This window comes from bacterium, assembly GCA_024226335.1.
GTDB lineage: Bacteria > Myxococcota_A > UBA9160 > SZUA-336 > SZUA-336 > JAAELY01.
The window spans coordinates 20534-41978 of sequence record JAAELY010000488.1 but is presented as its reverse complement, the minus strand read 5'-3'; the positions used below and the strand labels follow the sequence as shown (position 1 = coordinate 41978).

The window sequence follows — 21445 nt, the reverse complement described above, 5'->3', positions numbered from 1 at the left end:
AGCGCTCTTCGGACTCGCGCTTCAATCGTCGGAACCCTCCGCTTCGAGTTGCAGAAAATCGTCGGCCAGGCGGCCGATATCACCGGCACCCATGAAAATCAGCAGATCGCCGGGTTCGGTCATCTCGTCCAGCAGGGATACGAGTTGCGCCTTTTCGGGAGCGAACTCGACACTGCGATGACCGCACTGGCGAACGGCTTCGCTGAGCGCGTGGGCGCTGATTCCCGGGAGCTTTGCTTCTCCGGCAGCGTAGATCTCGGTCAGCACCAATGCGCTGGCGTCGTGGAAGGAGCGCGCGAGGTCGTCGAAGGTATCGCGAGTGCGCGAATAGCGATGCGGCTGGAAGGCGACCACGATGCGTCGGTCCAGGCTGCGCGCCGCGGCCAGGGTGGCGCGGATCTCGGCAGGGTGGTGGGCGTAATCGTCGATCACCGTGACGCCTTTGCACTCGCCGCGTACTTCGAAGCGACGCTCGATACCGCGAAACTCAGCGAGAGCTTCGGCGATGCGCGCGAACTCCACGTCGAACTCGAGCCCCACGGCGATGGCCGCCAGAGCGTTGTTCACGTTGTGCAGGCCGGGCATGCGCACACAGGCTTCGCCCAGATCGACACCGCGCGCACTCGCCCTAAAGCGCATGGAAAGGCCATCGGACTCGATGCGATCGGCACAGACATCGGCCTGTGTGGACAATCCGTAAGTCCAGGTCCGGCGCATGATCTGCGGGAGAAGAGTCTGCACGTTCGGATCGTCCAGACACAGCACGCTCGCACCGTAGAACGGCACGCGGTTCGCAAAATCGCGGAACGCGGAAAGCAGATTCTCGAAGCTGCCGTAGTGGTCGAGGTGCTCGTGGTCGATATTGGTCACTACCACCACTGTCGGGACCAGTCGCAGAAACGAACCGTCGCTCTCGTCCGCCTCCGCGACCAGGACTTCCCCTGTTCCGAAGCGCGAGTTGGTGCCAAAGCTCTTGACGCGTCCGCCCACGATCGTGGTCGGTTCGAGGTTCCCCGCTTCGAGTACGGTGCCCACGAGTGAGGTCGTGGTGGTCTTGCCGTGCGAGCCGCCCACGGCGACTGCGTATTTCATCCGCATCAGTTCCGCGAGCATCTCGGCGCGCGGGATGACCGGGATGTGCTGGGCTTCTGCGGCCTCGATCTCCGGATTGCGGGCCGGAATGGCGGAGGAGTAGACGACCACGTCTGCTTCGGAGACGACCTTTGCATCGTGGCCGATCGTCACGAGGATGCCACGGTCGATCAAGCGCCGCGTGGCCGCGCTATCGCGCATGTCCGATCCAGATACCTCGTACCCACTGGTCTTCAGGATCTCGGCCATGCCGGACATACCCACGCCGCCGATGCCGACGAAGTGAACGCGTTTGACTCTTCCCCTCATGCCGCCCCCCCCGAGATCAACGCGACGCAGGAATCCCAGATCTGATCGGCGGCGTCCGGACTTCCGCGGCGCGCAGCGCCCGCTGCCAGCTGTCGTCTCCGATCGCTATCGCCGAGAAGAGTAACGACCTCATCGGCGAGGCGCGCGCCCAATTCCGAATCGGGGATCACGATGCAACCACCGACGCGCTCCACTTCCCGCGCATTGGCCATCTGATGGTCGTCCGCGGCGTGGGGGTAGGGGACCAGAATTGAAGCAACTCCCGCAACGCACAACTCTGCGACCGTTGCAGCTCCCGAACGTGCAACGACCAGATCCGCGCACATCAGATGTTCGGGCAGAGTCTCGAAGAACGCTTCGACCTCGGCTGTGATCCCGGACACCGCATACGCATCGCGGACCTCGTCGAGGTCCGCCGGTCCCGTCTGGTGAACGATCGAGAGTTCGTCGAATTCTCTTAGGCGTGGGAGCGCGCTGCACATGGCCCGATTCAGGGAGCGCGCACCCTGGCTGCCGCCGACGGTCAGGAGGCAGAGGGAGTCTTCTCCTTTGTCATCGGATTCCCGACCTGTTTCCCGGAGCTCGGGCCCGATGCGCGTGGGAAATCCCGTGAGGCTGACGGATTCCGGCGGGAAGAACGCGGCAGCATCTTCGAATTGCACGAAAACCCGTTTCGCGAAGCGCCCGAGCAGCCGGTTCGCACGTCCCGGCCGCGCGTTAGGCTCGATCAAAGCGGTTGGAATTCCCATCATGCGCGCTGCCGCGACCGCTGGGACGGATGCATAGCCGCCCACACCGACCACCAGATCCGCATTCGCCTCGTGCAGTAGCGAGCGCGCTTGCCAGACTCCGCGAGCGACGGTCAGTAGCCCGAGTGCCGCGCGAAGCGGATTGCGTCCCAGAATCTGCGTGCTGGCCACCAGGGAGAGCGGGTAGCCGGCCGCCGGCACGTACCGGGTTTCGAGTCCGCGCTGTGTGCCGATGAAGCCCACACTCGCGTCGGGATTGCGCCGACGAATCGTGTCCGCCAGTGCAATCGCGGGAAAGATGTGCCCGCCGGTCCCTCCACCGGCGAGGATCACGCTCAGCGCCATCCCGACCTCCCGGACGTCGGACGCGCGATGTTCAGCAGCGCGCCGATCGCAACCAGCGACACCACGAGCGATGTCCGTCCATAGGACAGGAAAGGAAGTGTCGTGCCAGTGGTGGGTAGCGCACCCATCGCAACCGCAGCGTTGACCATCGCCTGAAGCCATAGGAGGCAGCTGACCCCCACGGCGAGCAGTGTGCCGAAAGTGGACTTAGCCGTCGCTGCGATGCCTAGTGAAGCCAGCGCGAGCAGCGCAAAACAGATCAGCACGCACAGCACACCGACCAATCCGACCTCTTCTCCGATGACCGACAAGATGAAGTCGGTGTGGGCTTCGGGCAGGAAGAAGAGCTTTTGCTGGCCAGCGCCCAGGCCCACTCCGGTGATTCCGCCCGCACCGAACGCGATCTGCGATTGCACCAGCTGATAGCCGTTGCCAAGTGGATCCGCCCACGGGTCCATGAAGGTCCGGAGTCGATCCAAGCGGTACTCGCGCAGCACCGCGAGCGTGAAAAGCGGCGGTAGCGAGATCAAGGCGGTTGCGAGCAGGTGATCGAGTCGCGCGCCACCGGCGAATACCATCACCGCGGTGAAGAGGCCGATCAGCAGCACACCGCCGAAATCGGGCTGCATCAGGAGCAGGGCGCATGGCACGCCGGCCAGCAGCGCGGGCACGAGCACGGTGACCCGGAAGTCCGCGAGCCGGTCTTGATGCGAGGACAGCCAGCGCGCGAGCGCGAGAATGACTCCGATCTTTGCGGGTTCCAGCGGCTGGAATACGATCGGTCCGATCTGAACCCAGCGCGAGGCGCCATTTGCGGAGACGCCCAGTGGGGAAAGAGTCGTCAGGAGGCCCAGGACGGAGATCGCCCAGATGGCGTAGGCGAGACCTGAAATCCGCCGGGTTGGCACGCGAATCAGTGCGTACAGCGCGGCGCCGCCTACGGCGAGCGCCATCGATTGACGCAGCCAGTAAACCCAGGCCGTGCCGAAGATGAATTCGGAACGAGCTGCGCTGGAGCTGTAGACCATGACGATCCCGATGCCCATCAACACCGTGGTCGACCAGAGTAGTTGGGGTGCGCCCAACCTGCTCAACATGCGCCGCCTCCTGGAGTTTCCCCGGACTCGTTCACGAGTCTGGCGAAGGCTCGTCCACGGGCCTCGAAGCTGTCGAACTGATCGAAGCTCGAACACGCGGGCGAGAGCAGGACCGTGTAGCCCGGGCGCGCCCGGCGCACGGCCTGCTCGACGGCTTCTGCCAGTGTCTGCGAGCGCACCACTTCGGGCGCCTGCGCTCCGGCCACTGCGAGATCCTCTGCCGACTCTCCGTAGGTGATCAGCGCGATCACGTCACCGGCGACCTCGCCCAGGGGTGCGAAATCCAGGCCCTTGTTGCGTCCGCCCGCGATCCAGATGACCGGCGCTTCACAGGCGGATACGCTGGCGGCCGCAGCTGCGGGGTTGGTGGCTTTTGAATCGTCTACGTAGCGCACGCCTCGACTCACGCAGACTTCCTGACTTCGATGCGGCAGGCCTTCGAATTCCGTGAGCTGTTTGCGGATCGCTTCAGCGGTTGCACCCGCGGCTTCGGCGGCGCTCGCCGCGGCCAGCGCGTTGGCCAACGGCGAACGACAGGCGTGGGAAAGCTCGGAGATCGGAATGCGTAACAGGACTTCGCCGTCGCGCGCGAGCACCATCTGGTCTCCGTCGACGAAAGCGCCGGACTCCAGCAAGCTCCGGGTCGAGAAAGCCCGCGTGCGCGTGCGTGCGCGCTCGCCCACGGCGCGCGCCCAGGCATCGTCCAGGTTGAATACCAGCACGTCATCGGGCTGTTGGAGTTCGGCCAGGCGCTCTTTTGCGGTTCCGTAGCTCTCCATGCTGCCGTGGCGATCGAGATGGTCCGGGGACAGGTTCAGGAGCACCGCGACACGGGCGTGCAGTCGCTGCGCGTGCTCCAGTTGAAAGCTGGAGAGTTCCGACACCACACGCTCCGCCTTCAGCGCCACGAGTTCGCACAGCGCAACGCCCAGATTTCCGCCGACTGCGGTGCGCAGGCCGCTCTGCTCCAACATGCGTCCGATCAAGACGGTCACCGTGCTCTTGCCGTTGGTGCCCGTGACGCCCACGATCGGCGCTTCGATGTGGATTGCGGCCAGATCGATTTCCGGCAGAACCTTGGGCCCCGGCTCGACCGGAAATCCGGGACTGGCCACCACCTTGTCGAAGTCGTCGAAGTTCGCGGGGATTTCGCGCAGACGTTCGATACGCGGGTCCAGATCGGCCTGGGCTGCTTCATTCTTGTCGTAGGCGAAGACCTGAGCTTCCCGGTCGAGGAGCAACGCCGCAGCGGCGCGTCCAGAGCGCCCGGTGCCGAGCACCAGGATCTTCTGTCCCAGGTAGTTCAACGCAGTTTCAGCAGCGAAATCGCGATCAGCCCGAGGATCACGGAGATGATCCAGAAGCGCACGATGATCTGTGGCTCCGGCCAACCCCGGAGTTCGTAGTGGTGATGGATAGGCGCCATTCGGAAGACGCGATTTCCCGTGAGTTTGAACGAAGCCACCTGAACGATGACCGAGAACATCTCGACGATGAACAGACCGCCCGCGATCACGAGAACGACTTCCTGGCGGATGATGACGGCGACCATCGAGAGCGCGCCCCCGAGTGCGAGCGAGCCCGTGTCTCCCATGAAGACCGAGGCCGGGTAGGTGTTGAACCAGAGAAAACCCAGCCCCGCGCCAATCAGGGACGTGCAGAAGATTGCCAGAGTTCCGACTGCGGGCACGTACTTCAGTTCGAGGTACTCGGAAATCACACTATTGCCCACTACGTAGGCGTAGCCGCCGATCACCGCGGCGCTGATCATGGTGGGGCCAATCGCGAGTCCGTCGAGACCGTCTGTCAGGTTGACCGCATTGGAGAATCCAACGACGAAGATGACGGCAAGCGGAAGATAGAGCACGCCGAGTGACGGGTGGAAGTCCTTGAACAGCGGAAGAGAAACCTCGGAGTCGAAGCCCGTCCACAAATACAGCGCGCCCACCGCGACCGTGGCGACGACGGTCTGGGACAGGAACTTCGTGCGCGCGGAGATGCCATCGGGGTTCTTGCGAACGGCTTTGAGGTAGTCGTCGGCGAAACCGATCGCACCGCAGCCCAGTGTGACCCCCACCACGATCCACATATAGACGTTGGTCCACTCGGCCCAGAGCAGCGTGCTCGCGATCACGGCGAGCAGGATCAAGGTCCCGCCCATCGTGGGGGTGCCGCTCTTCTCCTGGTGCCGATCGGGGGTGTCTTCGCGAATCGTCTGGCCGACCTGGCGGTTCTCGAGCATGCGGATCAGCGCAGGACCGACGATGAAGGCGATCAGGAGTGCGGTCAGGGCGGCACCGACCGAGCGAAAGGTCAGATAGCGGAAGACGTTGAATGCGCCGATTTCATCGGAAAGCAGTTCGTACAGCAGGTGGTAGAGCATCAGGTTCCTTCAACGAGCGCATTGACCGCTCGTTCCATGTGCATGCCGCGTGAACCCTTGATGAGCACGATATCGCCAGAGTTCGCCAGTTCGCGGACGCAGCTGACCGCGTCTTCGGCCAGCATCACGTGATGCACTTGCGACAGTCCGGCATCGCGTGCGGCCTGCCACGTATTCTGCGAAAGCTCGCCCACCGCGACCAGTGCATCTACCGGTTGTTCGGCAACGACCCGCCCGATTTCCTCATGGATTTCGGCTTCCCGCGGCCCGAGTTCCAGCATGTCGCCGAGAACTGCGATCGTATGTGCCCCGGCGCGCATCTGCGTGAGCGTCGCAAGGGCGGCGCGCACGGAGTGCGGGTTGGAGTTGTAGCTGTCGTCGATCAAGACCAGCCCCCCGGCCGCCGGCTTCACATTCAAACGCCCGGACACGGCCGAGAAGCTCTCGAGACCATTCTGGATGGCGCCAAGTGGATCATCCGTGAGCAGACCGGTGGCAAACGCAGCGGCCGCAGCGCACAGAGAGTTTTCGATCAGGTGGAGGCCCGGAGCGCCCAGTTGAATCCGGCAACGACCCAGGGCTGTGACGAGTTCGAATACGGCCCGACCTTCATGCGGCATTTCGGGCAGGCCGCGGAAGTCCGCATCGGCGCTGCATCCGAAGCGGATGTGCTCGCCCTTGAAGCGCGAAGCTTGTTCGATGATGAGCGGATTGTCGATATTGATGATCGCGGTGCCCTCGGGCCGGATGCACTCGAACAACTCGCCTTTCGCCTGAGCGATCGCCTCGATCGAGCCGAGCGGACCCAAGTGGGCCGGTGCCACATTCGTGATTGCACCGACGGTCGGTGATGCGATGCGCGCAAGGTGCTCGATCTCACCGGGGTGATTCATGCCCATCTCGACCACCATCACCTGAGCGCGCTCGTCGAGTTGCAAGACCGTCAGGGGCAGGCCGATATGGTTGTTCAGGTTTCCAAGCGTCGCGTGTGTGCGAACTCCGGCGGCACCGAGGATTGCGCAGCAAAGCTCCCTTGTGGTGGTCTTGCCGTTGGATCCGGTGATTCCGACCACCGGGATCTCGAAACGCTCGCGCTGTCCACGAGCGAGTTCACCCAGCGCCGCAATGCTGTCGTCCACGCGGATCGATGGAGCGGATAGACCCGGTACCTCGCGCGAGATCAGGACCGCGGCGGCGCCGTTCGCAATCGCGTCGTTCGCGAACTCGTGTCCGTCGAAGTTCTCGCCCACAATCGCCACGAACAGGCTTCCAGGTGCAATCGAGCGCGTATCGGTCGAGATTTCCGTGATGGACAGGGACGCGTCGCCGCTCAGTCGTCCACCGCAGTAACCCGCAAGCCCGCCCAGCGTGAAACTCACTTCAAGCTGCCCCGCTCGCGCAGCGCGCGTCGCGCTTCGACGCGATCATCGAAGGGAACCTTTTCGGTGCCGAGGATCTGATAGTCCTCGTGACCCTTTCCGGCGATCACCACCACGTCCTGGTCACGGGCCAGACCGATCGCGCGGCGGATCGCGTCGCGGCGATCGCGGATCACCACGTGGGGGCCCGAAAGACCTTCAGCAACATCGCGCAGGATTGCATCGGGGTCTTCGGTGCGCGGATTGTCGCTGGTCGCGATCACGTAGTGGCTGCTCGCACACGCGGCTCGCGCCATGATCACTCGCTTGCTGCGATCCCGATCGCCGCCACATCCAAAAACCGTGATCAAGCGGTCCTCAAGCAGCGGACGGATGCGAGAAAGTACGTTGTCGAGGGCATCGGGTGTGTGTGCGTAGTCGACCAGCACGACGGGGCGGCAGTTCGCGACGCGTTCCAGGCGACCCGGAACGGGCGGGCAGGCGGCGATCCCCGCTTCGATCTCGTCCCAGGACAGGCCCAGCGCGCGTGTCGCGCAGGCTGCGGCCAGTGCATTGTCGATCTGGAAATCGCCGGGAAGCGGAAGAACGAGTTCGCGTTCGCCTTCGGGGGTCTGCAGGCGTACGCGCGAGCCGTCCAGTTTGACCTCTTCTCGGGTCGTCTGGATATCCGTCTTTGTCTGTCCCTCGCGTGCGAAGGAGATGACGGGCCGACCCGCTGTCTGCGCGAGTTCGGCGAAGCGCATCGAGTGCGGGTCGGCAGCATTGAGTACGGCGGTTCCGGCCAGGTACTCGGGCGTGAATAGCAAGGCCTTCGCATCCGCGTAGGATTCCATATCCCCGTGAAAGTCCAGATGGTCTTGAGAAAGGTGTGTGTATACCCCGACCTCGAAACGCAGACCTCGCACGCGTCCCTGCGCCAGGCTGTGCGAAGACACCTCGAGGGCCACGATTTCCACACCCGCCGCCCGCATATCTGCGAACGTACGCTGCAGGTCGAGTGATTCGGGTGTGGTGAGCTGGGCCATCGTTTCGCAACCGGGATAACGTACAGAGATGGTGCCCATGCTTCCGGCTCGCCGACCCGATGTATTGAGCACCGACTCGATCATGCGGGCCGTGCTGGTCTTGCCGTTCGTCCCGGTTACACCGACTAGCGTGAGCGAGCGGGCGGGATGATCGAAGAAACGTTCGGCCAGGCCGGGAAGGGCGGCGCGCGTGTCGGGTACCGTGGCCCAGGCGACCTCGGGTGGCAGTTCAGCAGGTGCTTCTTCAACCAGCAGGGCGACCGCGCCAGAAGAAAGCGCCTGTTCGATGAACTGATGGCCGTCGCTGGTCTCGCCCCGCAAGGCCACGAATAGGGATCCGGTTCGCGCCTGTCGCGAGTCGTAACAGATGTCGAGGATCTGGGTGTCCGCGCCCGAGCGAATCTGGGCGTCCGACGCATCCAGAAGATTCGCGAAGTTCTTGCTCACTCTGCGCCCCCGACCGGGATTCCCAGTTGCCGGACCGCACTTCCGGCGAATTCCCTGAAGACGGGAGCGGCGACCTCGCCACCCGAATACGCGCCCACAGGCTCATCCAGAACGACGACTACGACCAGTCGCGGATTCACTGCGGGCACGACACCGAGAAACGAAGCCACGTGACGGTCGCGGGAGTAGGTTCCATCTACCACTTTCTGCGCAGTTCCGGTCTTCCCAGCGACGCTGTGATCGGTCAGGGCGGCTCTCTTTCCCGTGCCATTTTCGACCACCGAGCGCATCATCTTCAAGACGAGTGCGGCTGTCTCGCGAGAGATCACGCGATCCTCGGAGGCGTGGGAAGAGTCCGAACCTTCGCGAAGAGCGAGGCGCGGGACCACCCGGTTTCCGCCGTTGGCGATCACGGCGCTGGCGCCGGCGAGCTGTAGGGCCGTTACGGCGAGACCCTGGCCAAAAGCGATATTCGCCCGCTCCACCTGCTGGTTCTCGGCCAGATTGCGCAGTACTCCCGAAGCTTCGCCGGGGAAACCGCTACCGGTTCGCTTGCCGAAACCGAAACGGCGCAAGCCGACGACCAGTTCTTTGGAGCCGATCCGATTGGCGATCTTCGCGGCGCCGATGTTGCTCGAGACGCGCAGGATGTCGTGCACGCTGAGCACCCTGTGGGGTTTCATATCGTGAATCGTTCGATTGAGCACGGACCATTTGCCGTTCTCACAATCGAAGACGTCTCTGGCATCGACCATTCCCGACTCGAGCGCGACTGCGATCGAGAACGGTTTGAGCGTACTGCCCGGTTCGAAAGGATCGACGATGGCTCGCACGCGGAAGTTCTTCGAGTTCTCGGACCAGAACTGGTTGGGGTTGAACGTCGGTGCCTGGGCCAGCGCGAGTACGTCGCCGTTGCGCGGGTCCAGCGCCACCAGACTCCCGCTGCGCGCGCCCGTGCGCTTCAGCGAGCGCTGCAGGGCTTTGTCGGCCGAGTGTTGCAACTTGGCGTCGAGCGTCAGCCGAAGAGGCTCGCCTTCGCCCGAATCCGCAGACGAGGAGATGTGAGGCAGTCGTGTGCCGCGCGCGTCTCTGCTCGCCGGGATCGAAGCCGATTCGCCGCGAAGTTCGCGTTCGAAATCGAGTTCGAGCCCGGTCAGGCCGATGCCGTCGCGGCCCGCGATGCCGACATAGGCGGCCGCAAGAGTTCCGTTGGGGTAGTAGCGTCGGCGTTCTTTGCGCAGGAATACACCGTCGAGACCTAGCCTCTGCACGTGCTCGGCGATCTCCGGCTCAACCCAGCGAGCGATCCAGATGAATTGCTTGCGAGACGCGATGCGCCTCTCGATCTCCCGGGCCGGGATCCCCAGGACTCGTGACAGTTCCCGCGCCGTCTGGCGACGCTGTGCGGGGTTGATCTTGATCGGCGCGGCGGCCACGGATTGCACATTGGCCGAGATCGCCAGCAGGTTTCCGTTTCGGTCCAGGATGTTGGCGCGCTTCGGCTGGATGACCATCCGGGTAGCCGACTGGCGCTCTGCGATACGGGCCAGTCTCTCTGCGTCGATCGTCTGGAGCTGTGCGGCCCGCACGGCGAGCAATCCAAAGCCCGTTAGCGCGAACAGCGCGATGACGGTGAGACGCTGCGGCGCCAGTCCTGTGCGGCGGCGGCGGGGGGTGCGCCGCGCTCGCTTCACGGCCTGGCCTCGAAAGCTCTCGCCTCCCTTGTGAACGAAGTGTTTGGCACCGGTAGATCGATCACCTGGCCCGGCTCTGGATAGGTCATCCCGAGTTCGACGGCGGCGGGCTCTACGCGTTCAGGCGAAGAAAGCGTCCCTACTTCGACACGCAGCTTGTCGACCTGCTCGCTCAATTCCGATTCGGCCTTCATCAAGCCGGAAAGTTCGTAGCGCAGAGACGTCATCTTCGTGCGCGCCAGGACCAGTGCACCCGCGCCAATCATGACACCGACTGCAATCGACAACAGAACGTGCAGGACGAAGCCGCCCGGTTTCAGACGTGAGTTCAGCATCGCTCGCCTCCGCGCAAACGCGCACTTCGGGCTCGGGGATTGGCGCGAATCTCTTCTTCGCCGGGTCCCTGGCCTTTGGCCAGAATGCGAATGCGCGGGGTGCGTCCGCAACCGCATACCGGCAGGTCCGGGGGGCAGATACAGCCGAGTTGCTCGCGTCGCAGGAATTGCTTGACGCGTCGGTCCTCACCGGAGTGATAGCTGAGTACCGCGAGGCGACCGCCGGGGGCCAGGACCTCCAGGGCTGCTTCGAGGCCCGATTCCAGCTCACCAAACTCGTCATTGACCGCAATGCGCAGCGCCTGAAACACGAGTGTCGCCGGGTTGTGTCGTCTTCGGGGCAGACGCACGCTGCGCAGTGCGTTGAGCAGATCCTGCGCGGTGCGAATCGGCGAGTTCTCCTTGATCGCTGCGACCACGCGCCGCGGTGCGGGCACGTCGGCCGCGCGCATCAGCTCGACCAGGCGCTCGTCGTCGAGATTCTCGATGAGTTCCGCCGCCGTCTCGCCCTGCGTCGTGTCCATGCGCATGTCGAGAGGCACGTCTTCTCCCGCATCCCTGAACGTAAAGCCCCGGCTCGGGTCGTCGAGATGCTCGGAACACACGCCCAGGTCCATGAGTACGCCGTCGACGGTTTCGTTTCCCGTCCCGCGAACGACATCGCGCAAGAAGGCGAGCCGAGCGTGTACCAGTCGCGCCGCCGAACCGAACCGTTCCAGGCGCTTGGCGGCCTTTTCGAGCATGCCGGAATCCCGGTCGAGTCCGATCAACTCGCCGTCGGGGCCCAGACGCTCCAGGATCTTCTCTGCGTGTCCACCGTGCCCGGTGGTCGCGTCCACGATGCGCGCTCCCGGGCGAGGGTTCAGGAGATTCAACACTTCCTCGACCATCACCGGGACGTGCACCGAGATCACCGAGGGACCTCTCCCGAGTCACGGGTGAGGGTGGGGAACTCGCTCTGGGTCTGGCGGATATCGCGCTGGAAACGAGCGAGATCCCAGATCTCGATGGTCTGATCGACTCCCAGAAAGACGATTTCGCGTTGCAGACCGGCGAGTTCGCGCAGTCGAGCGGGAATCAGGATGCGGCCCTGGCGGTCGACGCTGAGGAGCGTGGCCAGGCCCATGGTCAGACGCTTCAGCCGCTGACGCGCATCGTTGAGTCCGGGTTGCGAGTAGTGCTCGCGCAACCGTTCGAACTCGTCGGGCGGGTAGATCGCCAGACAATCCGAATGAGCTGTCAGTACTGGCTCGTCGGAGAACCCACTGAGTTGCTTCCGAAAGGACTTCGGAAGACTCGTGCGACCCTTCTCGTCCAGTACGTGATCGAAGCAGCTAAGAAACACCCGCGTTTCGACCCCCGCACGAACCAGTGGGGGAGGGGGTTCCACAGACTCAATGCTCCCCCCCTAAAACAGCACCAAACCTGTGAAACCCGATCCCACTGAAATGGGAGTGTATCCCACTTCATCCCTCTGTCAACCCACCCGATCCCCAAAGGTCGCGTTTTCACAGGTTTTTTCGCTTTTCGCTCGAGCCCCGTATGTTGGGGTTGAGCAGTTCCCTACCCCCTAGATTTTGGGGTCTGGACTGCCTGACCAGGTCGAATCGCGCAAATCCGACCAGTTTTCTGCATGTGCCTGACGAAATTCTCTTACCACCTGCATACCAATCGGGCTGGCAGGCGGAAATTTCCCATCCGCGACGCTCTCTGCGCACAGCGTGTCGATGACTTCCGCCACGGACTCGCCGAGCGCTTGCAGGTCGTAGCCGCCTTCGAGCGCGATTACGAGGCGACCGCCGCACACGTCGTCGGCTAACGAGCGGGCCCGCTCCGCAAAACGCCGGAAGCCGAGCGTCGAGACCTGCATCGACCCGAGGGGATCGCGGGCATGCGCGTCGAAGCCCGCCGAGACCACCAGGATCTGCGGAGCAAACTGTCGCAGGATCGGCAGCGCGACCTCGTCGAACACCGCGCCGTATTCCGCGTCTCCGCAACCGGCTGGCAACGGAAGGTTCACGCTGCTCCCGAGACCCTCGCCATTGCCTCGTTCGCCCAGTGCTCCGGTGCCCGGATAGAAGGGGAACTGGTGTAGCGATGCGAACAGCACGTCGCGCTCGTCCTCGAAGATGTGTTGCGTGCCGTTACCGTGGTGCACATCCCAGTCCAGAATAGCCACACGTTCGATGCCGAGTTCAGCCTGTAGCGCACGTACGGCAAGCGCGACGTTGTTCAAGAGGCAGAAGCCCATGGCGTGGGCAGACTCGGCGTGGTGGCCTGGCGGCCGGATCGCTGCGAACCCGCTCGGGGCCTCGCCACGTGCCACGCGCAGGGAGATGTCGATCAGGCTGCCCGCCGCCAGGCGTGCGATTTCGAGCGAGCGCGGAGCGCTGTACGTGTCGGGATCGAGCCGCGTCTGCTCTCCCTCGACGTCCACCAGTGTCTGTAGATGAGAGCGGGTATGAACGCGCAGGATCTCGTCGTCGCTGGCCGCCCGGGGCTGGATCTGGTGCAGGCCAGCGGCGCGGCGGGCCAGCGCAGCGTCGATCGCGTCGAGCCGTTCGGGGCACTCAGGGTGTCCGCCCGGCAATGCGTGCTCGCGAAAGCGAGAATCGCGCACCAGTATCGGAAGGGGATCCAGGTTGGGCACGGACCGTTAGGCTAGCAAGCGATTGACAGCACCGCCCACGTGCTCCATACAACGAACCTGTGACTCCTACCCGCATGCCGCGGAGCCTGGCGATTACCGGTCTGGACACGTTCGTCGGCAGCCGGATCGCGCAGAGACTCTTCGATTCGCCGCTTCTCGAGAACCTGATCGGGATAGACGTAGCTCTGCCGAGAAGACTGGAAGGGCGAATGCGCTTCCACCGCGTCGACCTGACCGAACCCACGGCCGATTCGCTGGTCGCCGAGATCCTGGAGAAGGAAAGCTGTGACGCGGTGCTGCACTGCGCGTTCTTCAGTCAGCCCCATGCGGATCCCGAATACGCCCACGAACTCGAAGTCCTCGGATCCCTGCACGTGATGAATGCGGCCGCGGCTGCTCGGGTTCAAAAGCTGGTTGTCCTGAGCCACGCACAGGTGTACGGGGCCCACCCCGACAACCCGAACTTCTTGCGCGAGGACGCGCCGCTGCGCGGTCATGGAGGTGCGTGTTCGGTTCGGGATCGAGCTGAAATGGAATCCCTGCTGCGCGTATTTGCCACGCGCCATCCCGATATGACCGTGACCTCACTGCGCCCGTGCTGGACGCTCGGCCCGGAGAGTGAGAGCTTCATTTCGAGCTATTTTGCTCGCAACTCTGTTCGAACCCTGCTCGGATACGACCCGCTGCTGCAGGTGCTGCACGAGCAGGACCTGCTCGACGCGGTCGAACTCGCTCTTGCGCAGGACGTACCCGGGCCGATCAATCTCGCGGGCGATGGCGTGCTTCCGCTCTCGACTCTCCTGCGCCTGGCCGGAAAGCGCAGCTTCTCCCTGCCGCATCCCCTCTTGTTCCGACTGGAGTATCTGAACTTCCTGCGCAGCAGTGGGGACGATCCGGCGGGCTTCTACGATTTCTTCCGCTTCCTGTGGGTCGTCGACACCTCACGTGCGCGCGAAGAACTCGGTTTCGTTCCCGAATACACGACCAAGGAAGCCTGGATGAGCTTCGTGGTCAGCCGGCGTCTGCGAGCCTACCGATGAGTGAAAGCGAAGAAGACGCCCGGCCCGACGAGTTCGAAGAGTTGCGCGACTCCATCAGCGCGTTGCGACGCGAACTCGAGGGCCGCTTCGGCGTCGGATCAACGGAAGTGGAAGAGGGCGACCCCGAGCTGGAAGATGAGGAGATCGAACAAGAGGGTCTGATCGCGAGACTGCGCCGCAAGATGGTCGGTCGCGTTCGGGACTTCGATGTCGTGGAGTTGTACGAAGAGCTGAGGCAACACTCATCGTTACCCGGCCAGAGCGACGTGTCGGCGGTCGTCGACGAATTTGGACTCGATGAACGCTACCTGCGCCGAGCGCGCCGCTACATCGACTTCCTCTACGAGCGCTGGTTCCGCGTGAAGGCCTTCGACACCCAGAACATTCCCCAGGCCGAGCGCCTGCTCTTCGTGTCGAATCGCTCCGGGATTCTTCCCTACGACGGACTGATGATCGCAAGCACTGTCGAAAGGCACGTCCCCGGAGCGCAGCGTCCGCGTTTCCTGGTTGCGGACTGGTTGATGACTCTGCCCTTCACGCAACCTGCGATCGCACGCATCGGAGGTGTTCGGGCGTCGAGCGACAACGCCGAACGCCTGCTGGAGAAGGGGGACTCGGTGATCGCTTTTCCCGAAGGGCAGAAAGGCGCGGTCAAGCCGTTTCGCGATCGCTATCGCCTGCAGCGTTTCGGTCGCGGCGGTTTCGTATCTCTGGCGGTCCGACAGCGCGCGATCATCGTCCCGGTAGCCGTCGTCGGAGCCGAAGAGGTCCATCCGATTCTCTTCCAGCCGCGTCTGCCCAGGCGGATTCTCGGAACTCCCGTTCCGATCACGCCGACGTTCCCGCTGCTGGGACCACTGGGACTCGTGCCACTACCCAGTCAATGGCGCATCCGCTTCGGCGAGCCCTTCTACTTCGATTCAGTCGAACCCGAGGCTGCGGATGACCCGCTGTACGTCAATCGGACGCGGGAACGTGTGCGGGGTGCTGTTCAGACTTTGCTCGAGGAAGAGGTGCGGCGGAGGCCTGCGGTATTCTCATAGGTCCGGCGGTTGCGGTAGCTGAGTCGGTCGAAAGCAACCCCCGCCGGTCGTGCTCCGCGCTCTTCGTGTGGGCGTTGCAGCGCTCTTTGGTGGCTCCGAAACGCCCGGCGGGGGTTGCTTTCAACCTCGCCGCTGCGTTTTGCCGGACTTTCTTGGCGTGTGGAGATGTTTGACGGATTTGACGGATTGGCGGATCGTTTCCGGTGTACACTGGAAGGCGATGGCTGATTCGTCGCCTCGGCACCGCTTGTCGCGCATCTGCATCGCGATTACCGCGATCGCCTCACTCACGCTTCCAGCCGCCCCGAGCTTCGCCACTCCGATCACAACACCCACGGACCTCCTACCCGGCGCTCAATACCGACTGGCCTTCGTGACTGTCGGTACTAGGAATGCAGTCTCCGCGGATATCGCGGACTACGATGCCTTCGTAACCGCTGAGGCAAACTCAGTCCCCGAACTGAGTTCCCTAGGCACGACGTGGCAGGTCATCGGTTCCACGGCCACCGTTGATGCACGCGATCACACCGGGACCGACCCACTTATTCCCGACATTCCAATCTACCGACTGGACGACATCCGCTTAGTCGATGACTACGCCGACCTCTGGGACGCAAGTCTTGATGCGCCGTTACGCGTCGATAGCAATGGCAACATCGCCCCTGTAGGTGTTGGCGTCTACACAGGCACGATTTTCTCCGGCGTTGCAGTGTTCCCGCTGGGTGGGGCGAAGGTGACACTTGGAGCGGCCTTTGACCCGGGTATCTCGTGGATACAGGCTGCCTATACGGAACACCCATCAGTCGATCTAGAGAGTCTGTATGCGTTGTCCGCGATCCTGACGGTCCCAGTTCCAGAGGCGGGAGCCACAGTCATGCTCACACTCGCCTGCGTTGCGCTCCTGCTCGATCGTCGAGATTGAGTCCCGTCGCCAGGAGACCCGGAATTCGACGCTAGATTGGAGCGTGGCGTGGAGGTCGGACGCAAGCCCCTGCCGGGCGTTTCGGAGCCACCAAAGAGCGCTGCAAGGTCCACACGAAGCGAGCGGAGCACGACCGGCAGGGGCTTGCGTCCGACCGACTCAGCTACCTCAACGAAAAATCAAACCGAGAACTAAGAACCAGAACGCTCCGACAACTGCCGTTCGAAATTCGACAAAGCAGTCGACAATCGCTCGAGATTCTTGTTAAGCGCTTCCAGATCCGCACGCGTCGGAAGATCCGCAACTCGCAGCACGCGTTCAACCGCATCGTGAACCGTGCGCTGGACCTCGCCGAGGTCGACCGAAGGTTCATCTTCTGTGTTGACCCACTTGCGGATATTGTCGCGAACCTCGTTCAGGTTCTGATTCGCGTCGTCCATGCTGCGGCGCACCAGCTTGTACAACGCATCGCTGCTGCGCGAAACGAGTTCGGTCAGGACGCGACCGGGTACACCCGAGCCATCCTCGCGGCTCTGCTTTTGATCGTCGACGAGAATCTGCGAGAGGATGATCGGAGTGATCTCCTCTCCGGTCTCGTTGTCGATCACGCAGATGTCCTTGCCTTCGCGGACAAGCTCGGAGATTCCCTTGAGCGTGATATACCGACTCGAATCGGTGTTATAGAGCTTGCGGTTCGCGTAGCGCTTGATCAAAACGGCCATAGGGCTGCAGTATCCCACCCGTTCAGGCCGCCGGTCAAATCGAGAGCAGGCCGGGGCTTAGGAGTTCCTGTTGCGCGTGCTGCGGCGCGGGGCTGCCCGTGGGCGAGGTGAAACCGGCTGGGCCTCCGCGGCTTCTTCGTCCCGTGCAATGGCCGCCAGAAGCGCCGCGAGCAGGTCGCGAACCTTTTCGGCGGCTGGATCCGAGGCGGCCCTCTGGGACCAGCGACCGATCTCGTCGCGCACGGCCCCTCTGAGCCGCGCCAGAGCCGGGCCTTCGAGCTGGCCGACCAGGGAGGCCAGAATCTCCGCGGGGCCGTTCCCGATGGCTCCCTCTTCGTGCTCCACGCGCCGTCGCGCAGCGGACGCCGCTTCTGCACCTGCGTGCAGCAGTTCCTCTGCCGCTCGGATCAGATGGAGCAGACTTCGATTCGCTTTCTCAGGCATCTTCGCCTTCCGCGAACAGGAACCCGCACATGCGGCTCAAGCCCTCGAGTGCGTGCACGTCTTCGGAAAATAGTGGAATCGTTCGCACCTGACTCGTTTCCAGGGGGAGTGCGGATTGTAACTGGCGCAGCATCTGGGCATCGCGAGCCGCGAGCAGCGCGTGCCGGGCGGTCGTCGACACCAGAACATCGGCGGCTTTCGCCGGGTCGAAGCCCACTTCCGCTCGTTCGAATGCGCCGGCGAGCCAGGTACGCGCCGCTTCTCGGGCGTCGGGATCCACGGATGGAGGCTCGCCACTCTGTGGCCAGGTGCGCATGCGGTTGATCACGAGTCCGACCAGATGGATCTTTTCATCTTCGAGTCGTTTCCAGAAGGATTCAGCTCGCCTGACCTGCTCGGGGTCCGGACCGGCCACCAGAATGAAGCCCGAGCCAGGATCTCGCAGCATGTCCTGGACTTCGCGCGCGCGATCCATGAACCCATCGAGCATCGAGTCGAACGCCAGCAGGAATTCCGAGATGGTTCGAAGGAATTCCAGACCCGTAATTCTCTCGAGTGCTTTCAAGGCCAGATCTGAGCCGGCGCGGAACAGACGAAAACCGGCGCGACCGACTGCTGCGGCCGGGTGCAGGAGAAGTTTGATGAACTGTCCATCCAGAAAGCCGGTCAGGCGGCGGGGTGCATCGAGAAAGTCGAGTGCGTGCGCGGCCGGGGGCGTGTCGAGCACGATCAGATCGTGCTCGCTGTCACTTGCGAGTTGGTGGAGTTTCTCCATCGCAGAGTATTCGCGGGTACCTGAGAGCGCATCGGTCAGGTTCTGGTAGATCGGGTTTGCGAGAATTCGCGCGCGCGCCTCCTCGTCGGGCGCAAAGCGCGCGACCAGTTCGTCGAAGGTGCGCTTGGTGTCGAGCATCATCGCGAACATTCGGCCCTTATTCTCGCCGGACTCTCCGCGAACGAGTTCGGCTGGTACTTCGCGCGGTTCGTGGTCCAACACGCCGATGCCCAGTGCATCGGCCAGGCGTTTGGCCGGGTCGATCGTCAGGACGAGCACATTCTTGCCGCTGCGCGCGGCCTGCAACGCCAGCGCGGCAGCGACGGTGGTCTTGCCCACTCCGCCCGTACCGACGGTGATCAATACGCGATGCTCCAGCCACGCAGTCAAAGTGCCGCCCCCAGCGCGTCGCTCAACAGTCCGATGCCGGACGGCGCATCGAGGTCCGCGGCCAGATAAGGCAATTCCCAGCAGCTCTCATCGCCTCGATTGGCCAGTCGTTCGAGAAACTGCCGATGCATGCGCGATCGCAACAGGCGGTGCTGTAGCGCTTCCTTTACGCTCGACGGGTTCGCCAACGGGGGAGCTTCGGCACTCGGCAGCCCCGAGAGGCTTCTCACGACTGCGTCGAGATCCGGGAGATCGGGTGGGGTCTCCACGCCGTTGGCGATCATCGGACCGACGCTCAGTTCGAGATCTCGCATGCGCTCGCATAACTCGAGCGTTTCGTTTACCGGCAGCTCTTCGGGCAGGGTGACCGGCAGGACCAGCGTCTTTGCGGGATCGCGCAGCAGCCGTTGCACGGCCTCGGTGTGTCGGCGCAGCGGTCCCAGACGCACGGTTTCGAGGACGACGTTCGGGACCGAGAGAAGCGAAAGGCCGTGACCGGTGGCGGGTGCGTCGACAATGACCAGCGGCCAGCGCGGCTTGCCTCGGGTCTCCAGGGAAGTCAGATACCAGAGCTTTCCCAGCGTGATCAACTCACGCCAGCCCGGCGCGGCCTCGAGAAACAGGCCGAAAGCCTGGTTGTTGACGATCCCGCGGGCGACGGCGCGCACCCGCAGTTGCAACTCCAGGAACTCGGTGAGCGCAGCGCGTGGTTGCACGTGAAGGGTGAACAGATGCGGAGCCATGCGGATCGGATTGCGTCCCGGGTCTTTGGAATGCGCTGGTTTTTCCGACAAGAGACGTGGGAGCACCGGTTCCGCACCGACTTCGGCCACCACGGTGTCGATTCCAGCGCGAGCCGCCAGAGTACCGAGCGCAGCGGCGAAGGTGGTCTTTCCTGTGCCTCCCTTTCCCGCAACGATCAAGAGACGACGCGATAGCAGTTCTTCGAGCGTCGTATTCAAGCCATTACCTCAAGCAGTACGCAGGAGTCGCCGACCCGGAGAACGGGTAGGTGCAGATCCGCACCGGTCCGAGGGGAATCAAGCGTTTCATGGTTATCGAGTGTGGAAAGTGCAAGACGCGGTTCCATCTCGCGGATGGTCGTCTTTCCTCGAAAGGCGCACGGGTTCGCTGTTCGAACTGCCATCACCGCTTCCACGCAACGCCGCCTCCTGCGACACCCACGCCCCCATCGGACGCACCGGAGCATAGCGCGTCGCAGACGCTGGAGTCTTCGAGCGTTCTACCCCCGAGTACGTCCGCGGGAGATCCCGATCTGGACAACCCCGAGTTCTTGTTCGACGAACCCGGGCCTTCGACTTCCGCGACGGCACCGTCGTTGCGCGAGGCGCAGGGGGGGCAGCAGCTCGATTTTGAACAGGTGCCGGATCTCGCTACGGAGCAGCCTCCCGACCAGATTGAAGAGGATTCCGAACCGGCCGAGCGCAAGGAAGATCCACCCGTATTCGAGCGCGATTCGCAGATGATCGGGGTGGAGCCTTCGGCCCTCAACTCCGAGGAGCCGGTCGCGGCCCAGGGTGTCAGCCTGTCGGAAGACGATGACATGCCTATTCTCGAGGTCGAGCGCAACGAGAAGGCGGCCCCCCCCCCCATCAGTGATGTCGAGAGCTTCGAAGACGTGCTGGGCAAGGATCTCGACGACGATGAAGACGACAGCTGGGGATCCCTGGCCGTTCCGACCACTCCCGCAGCTGCCCAGCCGTCCGAGCCGGCAGGCCCGGCCGGGACCGACAACGTACTCGCCGCCGCCCACAAAGTGACGGAGCGGGATTCCACCCGCTTCCGGCCTGCGATCGAGCATGAGCCCGAGGTCGAGTTCGAAGCTCCGGCCCGGCGTCGGGGCGCGGCGATCATTCAGATTCTGGCCCTCGCGCTGGGTGTGATCGTGAGTCTGGGAGTCGTTCATACGACCTGGACCCACGGGCTTGGCGAGATTCCCGGCCCCGCAGCGGTAAAAGGGGCAGGCTGGACCGCCACGGAAATCGAAGCCTTCCACATCTACGACCCGAGCCGGCGCCGGTTGCTCGTATTGCGCGGGACGCTCAAGGCCGAGTCGGCGAGTCCCGTTCCCCTCGTTCAGGTTACTCTGATCGACGCCAAAGGCCAGCCCCTCGGCGCGCCCAGGGTCGCAACGGTCGGACGTCGCGACGATCCCCTATTGGATCCTCTGGTCGGCGAAGGGGCCGCGGTGGGCCCCAGGACCGCCCCTGAAAAAGCCGACGGGTTCACACTGATCCTGCCTGAACCGGCGCCCGGCGCCCGGCGCTTTCTCGTCGAGCTGATCCCGAGCTAGCAGCGTTCTTCCGCAGGCCTGCTAGAGCTCGTGTGGGGAGCTCGGACGACTATTCCTTGTCGTCGTCCTTGTCCGGTGTCACATCGATTTCCGGGGGCTCTTGCATGGCTCCTCGGAAATTCTTGATTCCCTTGCCCAGCCCCTCGCCGATCTGGGGCAGACGGGTGGCGCCGAAGATGACGACCACGATCACCATGATGATGAGGAGTTCAGGTACTCCGAGTCCGAACATAGGGACAGCATCGGCAACTCACGGGTTGAAGTCAACGCGACGACCGGGGACATTCCCG

Annotated in this window: 21 protein-coding genes; 4 read left to right on the top strand and 17 right to left on the bottom strand. The window is 63.5% G+C overall.

Translation table 11 applies throughout. From position 1 onward, the window contains the following. Positions 1 to 21: 21 nt before the first annotated feature. The 12 genes from GY725_23215 to GY725_23160 form a co-directional block, all read right to left on the bottom strand. Complete coding sequence (locus tag GY725_23215; GenBank protein MCP4007102.1) at positions 22 to 1401, bottom strand: UDP-N-acetylmuramate--L-alanine ligase; 1380 nt, start codon at positions 1399 to 1401, stop codon at positions 22 to 24. Beyond that, a complete protein-coding gene (gene murG, locus GY725_23210) occupies positions 1398 to 2495 on the bottom strand; it encodes an undecaprenyldiphospho-muramoylpentapeptide beta-N-acetylglucosaminyltransferase (protein ID MCP4007101.1) in 1098 nt (365 codons plus the stop codon). The genes GY725_23215 and murG overlap by 4 nt, the downstream gene beginning before the upstream one ends. After that, on the bottom strand, positions 2486 to 3592 hold the full coding sequence (ftsW, locus tag GY725_23205; protein MCP4007100.1) for a putative lipid II flippase FtsW: 1107 nt from the start codon (positions 3590 to 3592) through the stop codon (positions 2486 to 2488). The genes murG and ftsW overlap by 10 nt, the downstream gene beginning before the upstream one ends. Beyond that, positions 3586 to 4899, bottom strand: a complete 1314-nt coding sequence (gene murD, locus GY725_23200; GenBank protein MCP4007099.1) for a UDP-N-acetylmuramoyl-L-alanine--D-glutamate ligase — start codon at positions 4897 to 4899, stop codon at positions 3586 to 3588. Before murD ends, ftsW begins: the two co-directional genes overlap by 7 nt. Continuing rightward, positions 4896 to 5975, bottom strand: a complete 1080-nt coding sequence (locus tag GY725_23195; GenBank protein ID MCP4007098.1) for a phospho-N-acetylmuramoyl-pentapeptide-transferase — start codon at positions 5973 to 5975, stop codon at positions 4896 to 4898. Before GY725_23195 ends, murD begins: the two co-directional genes overlap by 4 nt. After that, positions 5975 to 7354, bottom strand: coding sequence for a UDP-N-acetylmuramoyl-tripeptide--D-alanyl-D-alanine ligase (locus tag GY725_23190; GenBank protein MCP4007097.1), 1380 nt, complete (start codon positions 7352 to 7354; stop codon positions 5975 to 5977). Before GY725_23190 ends, GY725_23195 begins: the two co-directional genes overlap by 1 nt. Beyond that, positions 7351 to 8826, bottom strand: coding sequence for a UDP-N-acetylmuramoyl-L-alanyl-D-glutamate--2,6-diaminopimelate ligase (locus tag GY725_23185; GenBank protein ID MCP4007096.1), 1476 nt, complete (start codon positions 8824 to 8826; stop codon positions 7351 to 7353). The genes GY725_23190 and GY725_23185 overlap by 4 nt, the downstream gene beginning before the upstream one ends. Further along, positions 8823 to 10520, bottom strand: a complete 1698-nt coding sequence (locus tag GY725_23180; GenBank protein ID MCP4007095.1) for a penicillin-binding protein 2 — start codon at positions 10518 to 10520, stop codon at positions 8823 to 8825. Before GY725_23180 ends, GY725_23185 begins: the two co-directional genes overlap by 4 nt. Beyond that, positions 10517 to 10855 (bottom strand): hypothetical protein, encoded by a 339-nt coding sequence (locus tag GY725_23175; GenBank protein ID MCP4007094.1) that lies wholly within the window; start codon positions 10853 to 10855, stop codon positions 10517 to 10519. The genes GY725_23180 and GY725_23175 overlap by 4 nt, the downstream gene beginning before the upstream one ends. Continuing rightward, positions 10849 to 11769, bottom strand: coding sequence for a 16S rRNA (cytosine(1402)-N(4))-methyltransferase RsmH (gene rsmH, locus GY725_23170; protein ID MCP4007093.1), 921 nt, complete (start codon positions 11767 to 11769; stop codon positions 10849 to 10851). The genes GY725_23175 and rsmH overlap by 7 nt, the downstream gene beginning before the upstream one ends. Next, on the bottom strand, positions 11766 to 12200 hold the full coding sequence (locus tag GY725_23165; GenBank protein ID MCP4007092.1) for a division/cell wall cluster transcriptional repressor MraZ: 435 nt from the start codon (positions 12198 to 12200) through the stop codon (positions 11766 to 11768). Before GY725_23165 ends, rsmH begins: the two co-directional genes overlap by 4 nt. Positions 12201 to 12425: 225 nt before the next feature. Then, positions 12426 to 13475 (bottom strand): histone deacetylase, encoded by a 1050-nt coding sequence (locus GY725_23160; GenBank protein MCP4007091.1) that lies wholly within the window; start codon positions 13473 to 13475, stop codon positions 12426 to 12428. 89 nt (positions 13476 to 13564) lie between these two features. On the opposite strand from GY725_23160, the gene GY725_23155 reads away from it, so the two are divergent. The 3 genes from GY725_23155 to GY725_23145 all read left to right on the top strand — a co-directional run bounded on the left by GY725_23155 (position 13565) and on the right by GY725_23145 (position 16510). Further along, positions 13565 to 14545, top strand: coding sequence for an NAD-dependent epimerase/dehydratase family protein (locus GY725_23155; GenBank protein MCP4007090.1), 981 nt, complete (start codon positions 13565 to 13567; stop codon positions 14543 to 14545). Further along, a complete protein-coding gene (locus GY725_23150) occupies positions 14542 to 15588 on the top strand; it encodes an acyltransferase family protein (GenBank protein MCP4007089.1) in 1047 nt (348 codons plus the stop codon). The genes GY725_23155 and GY725_23150 overlap by 4 nt, the downstream gene beginning before the upstream one ends. 169 nt (positions 15589 to 15757) lie before the next feature. Further along, complete coding sequence (locus GY725_23145; protein MCP4007088.1) at positions 15758 to 16510, top strand: PEP-CTERM sorting domain-containing protein; 753 nt, start codon at positions 15758 to 15760, stop codon at positions 16508 to 16510. 191 nt (positions 16511 to 16701) lie between these two features. Here the strand turns inward: GY725_23145 and GY725_23140 are convergent, their stop codons facing one another. The 4 genes from GY725_23140 to GY725_23125 are packed head-to-tail and all read right to left on the bottom strand — an operon-like array spanning position 16702 to position 19803. After that, positions 16702 to 17232 carry a hypothetical protein gene (locus tag GY725_23140; GenBank protein ID MCP4007087.1) on the bottom strand — a complete coding sequence of 177 codons (531 nt, stop codon included), beginning with the start codon at positions 17230 to 17232 and terminating at the stop codon, positions 16702 to 16704. 57 nt (positions 17233 to 17289) lie between these two features. Next, positions 17290 to 17676, bottom strand: a complete 387-nt coding sequence (locus tag GY725_23135) for a hypothetical protein (GenBank protein MCP4007086.1) — start codon at positions 17674 to 17676, stop codon at positions 17290 to 17292. Continuing rightward, positions 17669 to 18841 (bottom strand): ArsA family ATPase, encoded by a 1173-nt coding sequence (locus tag GY725_23130; protein MCP4007085.1) that lies wholly within the window; start codon positions 18839 to 18841, stop codon positions 17669 to 17671. The genes GY725_23135 and GY725_23130 overlap by 8 nt, the downstream gene beginning before the upstream one ends. Beyond that, the gene (locus GY725_23125; GenBank protein ID MCP4007084.1) at positions 18838 to 19803 is read right to left on the bottom strand and encodes an ArsA family ATPase; all 966 of its coding nucleotides are present in this window, start codon (positions 19801 to 19803) and stop codon (positions 18838 to 18840) included. The genes GY725_23130 and GY725_23125 overlap by 4 nt, the downstream gene beginning before the upstream one ends. Before the next feature lie 50 nt (positions 19804 to 19853). On the opposite strand from GY725_23125, the gene GY725_23120 reads away from it, so the two are divergent. Continuing rightward, the gene (locus GY725_23120; protein MCP4007083.1) at positions 19854 to 21155 is read left to right on the top strand and encodes a hypothetical protein; all 1302 of its coding nucleotides are present in this window, start codon (positions 19854 to 19856) and stop codon (positions 21153 to 21155) included. A gap of 49 nt (positions 21156 to 21204) precedes the next feature. Here GY725_23120 and GY725_23115 read toward each other — a convergent pair whose 3' ends face one another. Continuing rightward, complete coding sequence (locus tag GY725_23115) at positions 21205 to 21387, bottom strand: twin-arginine translocase TatA/TatE family subunit (protein ID MCP4007082.1); 183 nt, start codon at positions 21385 to 21387, stop codon at positions 21205 to 21207. Between the last annotated feature and the right edge of the window lie 58 nt (positions 21388 to 21445).